The 6,039-nt window shown below is 65.4% G+C and carries 8 protein-coding genes; 5 read left to right on the top strand and 3 right to left on the bottom strand.

From position 1 onward, the window contains the following. Positions 1-309 precede the first annotated feature (309 nt). Positions 310-1,026 carry a leucine-rich repeat domain-containing protein gene (locus EV191_RS23190; protein ID WP_132879363.1) on the top strand — a complete coding sequence of 239 codons (717 nt, stop codon included), beginning with the start codon at positions 310-312 and terminating at the stop codon, positions 1,024-1,026. Positions 1,027-1,082: 56 nt separating this feature from the next. After that, a complete protein-coding gene (locus EV191_RS23185; protein WP_132879362.1) occupies positions 1,083-1,787 on the top strand; it encodes a histidine phosphatase family protein in 705 nt (234 codons plus the stop codon). On the opposite strand, the gene EV191_RS23180 is transcribed toward EV191_RS23185, so the two are convergent. Beyond that, positions 1,784-2,398 carry a TetR/AcrR family transcriptional regulator gene (locus tag EV191_RS23180; protein ID WP_132879360.1) on the bottom strand — a complete coding sequence of 205 codons (615 nt, stop codon included), beginning with the start codon at positions 2,396-2,398 and terminating at the stop codon, positions 1,784-1,786. The two genes, EV191_RS23185 and EV191_RS23180, sit on opposite strands and share 4 nt — an antisense overlap. Before the next feature lie 67 nt (positions 2,399-2,465). Further along, positions 2,466-2,972, bottom strand: a complete 507-nt coding sequence (locus tag EV191_RS23175) for a hypothetical protein (RefSeq protein ID WP_132879359.1) — start codon at positions 2,970-2,972, stop codon at positions 2,466-2,468. Positions 2,973-3,079: 107 nt separating this feature from the next. Here EV191_RS23175 and EV191_RS23170 point away from each other — a divergent pair, with 107 nt between their 5' ends. Together EV191_RS23170 and EV191_RS23165 are read left to right on the top strand one after the other, a co-directional pair. Further along, positions 3,080-3,514 carry a hypothetical protein gene (locus tag EV191_RS23170; RefSeq protein ID WP_132879357.1) on the top strand — a complete coding sequence of 145 codons (435 nt, stop codon included), beginning with the start codon at positions 3,080-3,082 and terminating at the stop codon, positions 3,512-3,514. Further along, positions 3,511-4,218 carry a polysaccharide deacetylase family protein gene (locus tag EV191_RS23165; RefSeq protein WP_243659167.1) on the top strand — a complete coding sequence of 236 codons (708 nt, stop codon included), beginning with the start codon at positions 3,511-3,513 and terminating at the stop codon, positions 4,216-4,218. The genes EV191_RS23170 and EV191_RS23165 overlap by 4 nt, the downstream gene beginning before the upstream one ends. 1 nt (position 4,219) lies before the next feature. On the opposite strand, the gene EV191_RS23160 is transcribed toward EV191_RS23165, so the two are convergent. Continuing rightward, positions 4,220-5,329 carry a sensor histidine kinase gene (locus EV191_RS23160; RefSeq protein WP_132879354.1) on the bottom strand — a complete coding sequence of 370 codons (1,110 nt, stop codon included), beginning with the start codon at positions 5,327-5,329 and terminating at the stop codon, positions 4,220-4,222. A gap of 61 nt (positions 5,330-5,390) precedes the next feature. On the opposite strand from EV191_RS23160, the gene EV191_RS23155 reads away from it, so the two are divergent. After that, positions 5,391-6,020 (top strand): response regulator, encoded by a 630-nt coding sequence (locus EV191_RS23155; protein ID WP_132879352.1) that lies wholly within the window; start codon positions 5,391-5,393, stop codon positions 6,018-6,020. Positions 6,021-6,039 lie beyond the last annotated feature (19 nt).

Genomic DNA, 6,039 nt, shown 5'->3' with positions numbered 1-6,039 from the left:
CACTCAAAGAAACCCTCAACAAATAAGGGCACACAAACAACTAGCTCACAAACAAAACAAACGTCAGCACACTGTTGAGTTCTCAAACAACACACAATTATCAACCCAGCACACAACCCCACACAAAACCCATGGAGTCACCCTCAAGGCACACCGTCCACCCACCGGCTTTCGGCCCGCCCCGCGCTGGCAGAACGAAACATTACACCCACCCCAACACCCCCAAAACAGGGGGTCCCCCAAACCACAAAACCCCAGGTAACAGGGCATGTAGCGATGCCAGGGCCAACCGCCTGCCAAGATGACCGGATGGCCCGAACAATCGTCGACGCGAGTTCGCGAGGATTGCGATCCTGGACCCCGGCGACTTCCGAAGCCGGCACCACTCATCTCTACCTCTATGCGAACAAGCTGACCCACCTTCCTGATTCCCTCGGCGAGCTACGCGGGCTACGCGTACTCGACCTGGCGGGCAACCAGCTGACCGAACTACCCACCAGCCTCACCGGCTGCACCCAGCTGCGCTACCTCTATCTGCACGAGAACGCCCTCGTCGCGGTCCCCGGCGTAGTCGAACGGCTCAGCGCGCTCAATTACCTGAACGTGAACCGCAACAAGCTGACCGCCCTACCCAGCTGGCTCGGCCGGTTGCCCTGGCTGGCTGAGCTTCGCGCCGAGGCAAACCAGCTGACCTCGCTGCCACCGGACCTCGGCGAACTCGCCAACCTGCGCGAACTACATCTGCGCGGCAACCAGATCGATCGGCTACCCGCCGAACTTTCGACGCTTGTCCAGCTCCGACACCTCGACCTACGAGACAACGCGTTCGCCGAGTTCCCCACCGTGCTGTGCTCGCTACCCCAACTCCGACACCTGGACCTGCGGCAGAACCGGATCACCGAGCTCCCCGGTCAGCTACTCGAGTTGGCCCGGTTGGACAAACTCGATCTGCGCTGGAACGCCATCGATGACGAAGATCCAGTGTTACTCCGGCTACTCGAGCGCGGCTGCCTGGTGCACGTGTGATGCCGGCAGGTCGCAGACACCCGACAGCGGTAGGAAATCCCGCTAGCATCCGCGGCATGGCCACCGAAGCGCATTCCACGGCGCACTCCACCGGGCAGGACGGGTTTCGCCAGGAACGGTTCCAACCACCACCGGGCGCGACCGAACTACTGCTCATCCGGCATGGCGAATCCGAACCAGCCCGCAAGGACCGGCCGTTTCCACTGGTTGAGGGGCAGGGTGACCCCGCGCTCGCGCCGGAAGGCCAGCTCAGCGCGCAACGAGTGGCACAACGGTTGCGCGACGAACCACTCGACCAGCTGTATGTCACGACGCTACGGCGAACGGCACAGACCGCGGCACCCCTTGCCGCCCACTCCGGCCTGGTGCCCAAGGTCGAAGCCGACCTGCGCGAGGTACACCTCGGCGAATGGGAAGGCGGGCTCTTCCGCCAGATGGTCGCCGAGAAACATCCGCTCGTACTGCAGATGCGCGCGGAATGCCGCTGGGACGTGATTCCCGGCGCGGAATCCACGGAATCGCTCGCCAACCGCGTCCGCGGCGCGATCGAACGGTTGGTCCATCGGCATCCGGGGGAACGGCTGGCGGTGTTTACCCACGGCGGGGTGATCGATCAGGCGCTGACCATCGCGGCCGGCGCGCGTCCCTTTGCTTTCCTTGGCGCGGACAACTGCTCGATCTCCCGTTTGGTGATAATCGATGAGACCTGGCTCGTCCGCGGTTTCAATGACACCGCCCACCTGGACAGTCCCACTGACTAGCCGGCTGCCGGCGGCTGGAACGCGAGGATGGTCCTGCCGATGAGCTCGCGCCACTCCGCGCGGATCCGCGAACGGTCGGCGACGTCGGCTTCGGCGAGTGCCAAACCGGCACCACCGAGGTTCCAGAAGAAGAACTGCACACTTGCCGCGCGCGGCAACGCGGGATCGAGGTACCCGGCGCCGAACAGTGGCTCGACAAACTGTTCGACCAGACCGAAGAAATACCGCTGCTCGTACTCCCGCCAGCGGCGGAACCCGAGTGCGACGGGCCCTTCCTGCCAGCACAACCGCCCATAGACCGGATCGTCACAGTGCTCGAGGAACGCGTCCAGCGCCTGCAGCGCGGCAACCAGCGGATCCTCGGCGACCGCCGCCTCCCGCACCACGCGCACCGCGTTGGCTTCCTGGCGATCAAGCACCGCCTCGAAGAGCGCCTGTTTACCTTCGAAGTGGTGGTAGACCGCTCCCCTGGTCACCTGCGTGGCGACCGCGATATCGGCGAGCGAGGTTTCCGCGTAGCCGCGCTCGGCGAACAGCCTGGTCGCCTCATCGAGCAGCGCCGCTCTTGTCGCTTCCGAGTACATCTCGCGGCGGCTCTGCGCGGGTGTCATCCATCGAGTTTATCGATATACGGTGAGTATCTGACAAACGCAGCGTAGGCGTTCCGGCTATGACCAGCTAGTTTGCCGATGGCGGTTCGCCGGATGGCCACACGCAGGGCGAGGAACCGCCGAGGTGGAGCGTGTCGATCGCCGGCGAGTACTTGACGTAGACCTTGAAGTCATCCGCGGTCCGCGCGCTCACCAGCTCCGACGAGTTGTTGACCGGATACTCCCTGGCCGCCCACAGTTCCCGCACTTCGGCGAGGTAGCGCAACGCCTGCTCGCGCCGCACCGGCGCGGTGAACTCGACCTCGGTCTGCACCTGTCCAGTGAAATCCGAACCCGACATGCCACTCGTACACGAACCGGAGTAATCGTTGTTCGGCTGTCGCGTCCACGACAGGCGCTCCGCGACCGCATTCCTGGTCGCCGCGACGACCGCGGCCGTCCGCTGGTAAGCGGCCTTCTTTGTCATGGAAGACCCCGGTGGCTGCTCGACCGCGCACATCGCGACGGCACCGATGATGACCAGCAGCACGGCAACTCCGGCCGCGATAGCGCAACCCCGCCGGCCCCTCTGCATGCCCCCATGATCACGCACTCCGGCCAGCTCGGCCCCTTGACGAGCAACATACTGCGAGTATGGTGACATACACAGTGTATGTGAAAGACTCGGAGTAGGTGGTCGAGATGTCCGGCTGGGACCAGGTACAACGGCGCCACCAGCTGATCTATCGGGTTGCCGAGCAGGTCGCCAACGACGGAACGGCCGCACTGGCCGGCTGGCGCCCGGCGATCGTGGCCGAGTACGGGGAGCTGTCGACTTTTCTGTGCGATGCCCAGCGCCGCTACGACGAGGCGGTTCGCGCTCGGCTGGACCTCCTGCTCGAGCTCGACCAGCCGCGGACGACCGAGGCACTCGCCAAGATCCGCGCCGAAGTTGACCGGGCGTACCCGAATCTGACCCGCATGCTGCACACCTTGGCCAACCACTCGGCGTTGCCCACTGGTACTAGTACCTTGGCCGCTTCCGGGATCGGCCGGGACTCGCCAGGGTCACGGATATGCAGTCGTCCAACCAGCGTGCGCCCCGCATTCGCTCGTCCCGCCGCAGGCGATGGGTGATCGGCTCCATCGCCACAGTCCTCACGATCCTGCTTGCCAGCTACGGGGTGCACCAACTCGCCAATGCCCGAAGTTTCCAGCTATTCGGCGAGCTGACCCACCGAGTAGACACCTCGCACAAGGTTGTCGCACTAACCTTTGACGACGGGCCGGACCCAGCCGGCACCGCACCGCTACTGGCAACCCTCGCCGAGGCCGATGTACCGGCCACCTTCTATCTGACCGGACAGGATCTGGCGAAGTACCCCGAGCTCGGCGCGGATATCGCTCGCGCCGGCCACGAGATCGGCAACCACTCCTACTCGCACGAGCGGATGGTGCTGGTCAGCAAGGACTGGGTGGCCGGCGAGGTAGCGGACACCGACCAGTTGATCCGGGACACCGGCTACACCGGACCGATCACCTTCCGGCCGCCGAACGGCAAGAAACTGGTTTCCCTTCCTCGCTATCTCGCCGAGCACAACCGGCATACGGTGATGTGGGATGTGGCACCGGAAGCCGAACTCGGCGAGAACGCCGATGCCGCGGCGATTGCCGAACACACCGTCGAACAAGTCGAGCCGGGATCGATCGTCCTGTTGCACCCGATGTTTCCGGGCAGGGCAGCCGTCCGGGACGCGGTCGAACCGATAATCGAGCAGCTGCAAGCCGATGGCTACCAGTTCGTCACGGTCGCCGAACTGCTGCGCTACCAACGGGACTGACTCAGATCGCGAGATTCTGGCCGACCGGCTCGGTTTCCACAGTGAGCGGGATGCTGGCCCGAACCAGCCAGTACCCGCCGGCGGGGCCATAGCTGAGTGCGCCGCCCATCCGGTCGAGTTCCCCGGCGAGCCTCGCCAACCCCAAGCCGGTCGCCGCTCCCGAACCGGCGTTCGCGATGGCGTCGTTCGACAACTCGTTGGCCAGCTCGATCCGCACAGCCTCGGAGGTGCGCGCGATCCGGAGCTCGGCACGTTGGCCCCCGTGCCGAAGCACGTTGGCCGCCGCCTCGGCGATCAGCCGTTCCGCGAAGCACCGTGCTGGCCGAGGCACGCCCCGCAGTCCGCGCGCTGGCGAGACACCGGTCAACTCCAGGCCGGCCGCACGTAGCCGCCGAAGCTGCCCGGACAGATCGATCTCCTCGACGGCGCCATCCGCGAGTTGCCGGACCACCCGACGTGCCTCGGTAAGGGCAGCGCGGCCAGCGGCGAGAATAGCCTCGACCCGTTGCCGGTCGGAGCGGGTCAACTGCCCCACGGTGCGCAGGGTTTCCGTCTGCACCACCAACACCGCGGTCGTTCGGGCGAAGGTGTCATGCAGACGCCTCGCCGCCAGCTCTCGCCGATCCGCGTCCGCGGATCTCGCGCGCAGCTCGGCGGATCGACTGCCAGCGGTTACCTGCCGCTGCCGCTCAACGCCAAGCAACAGCGCGAAGCTCGCCACGGCAAGCACCAGCAGACCCCCTGCCAGTGATCCCCGGCTGTGGACAGTGGCCGCCGCGACCATGGCAATCGCCACGCAGCACAACGGCAACGCCGCGCGCCGCCCTTTCGCGCACACGGTATAGAGCGCCAGTACCAGCGGCACATAACCGACGCTGGCGGAACCCACGGTCAGCACCATTCCCGTGGTAGCCGCGGCAATCACCGCGAGCGCCGTTCGCGGTAGCCGGCGCCGGAAAAGCAACGCGAGCAACATCGACCCACCGAGCAACCAGGCCGGCCAACTCGCCCGCACCGACCAGAGATCGCTCGCGCCGAACAGCACCGCGATCGCGGCGACCAGCGCGATATCAATCAACCAGGACTGTGACCGCAGGATCCAGCTAGGCACCGACTCGACGATAGCGGGGTTGGCGAACGGGGCTGCGACGAAGTCCCGATAGGCTCCCGACGTGGTCCGCGTCGTGGTAGTAGACGACCAAGCACTGGTCCTGGAGGGCTTGGCACTGGTACTCAGTGCACAACCGGGGATCGAGGTTGTTGGCCAGTGTGCCGATGGCGCGGAACTACTCCGGCTACTGGCTGAATGTCCAGTCGATGTCGTGCTACTCGACCTGTACCTACCTGGTATGGACGGCATCGAGACACTGCGTCAACTCAAGGGTCAACTAAAAGGCCAGCTAGACGGAGGAATCGCTGAGGCGCCTCGGGTACTGCTACTGACCACGATCGGGCGCCGGCACGAGATCACCCGGGCCCTTGCCGAAGGCGCTGCGGGGTTCGTGCTCAAGGATTCCACCGGGGATGAACTCGCCGCGGCGATCCACGGTGTGTGGCGGGGCTTGACGGTCATCAGTCCGGCGGCCGCGGACGCGCTGGGCGCGCCCGGTAGTCCGCAGCTGACCACCCGCGAATCTCAGGTGCTCGGGCTGCTCGGCGATGGTCTATCCAATCAGGACATAGCTGATCGGCTGGGGCTGGCCGAACGCACGGTGAAGGTGCACGTCGGCAACGTGCTCGGCAAGCTGGGAGTGCGCAGTCGTACCGAAGCCGCACTGCGTGCCGCTGCCCTGCTCCGTTGACTCGGCCACATCGTTCGAA

Source organism: Tamaricihabitans halophyticus, assembly GCF_004340875.1.
Lineage (GTDB): Bacteria > Actinomycetota > Actinomycetes > Mycobacteriales > Pseudonocardiaceae > Tamaricihabitans > Tamaricihabitans halophyticus.
Note: the sequence above shows the minus strand (reverse complement) of the source record. Positions and strands in the feature narration are given on the sequence as shown.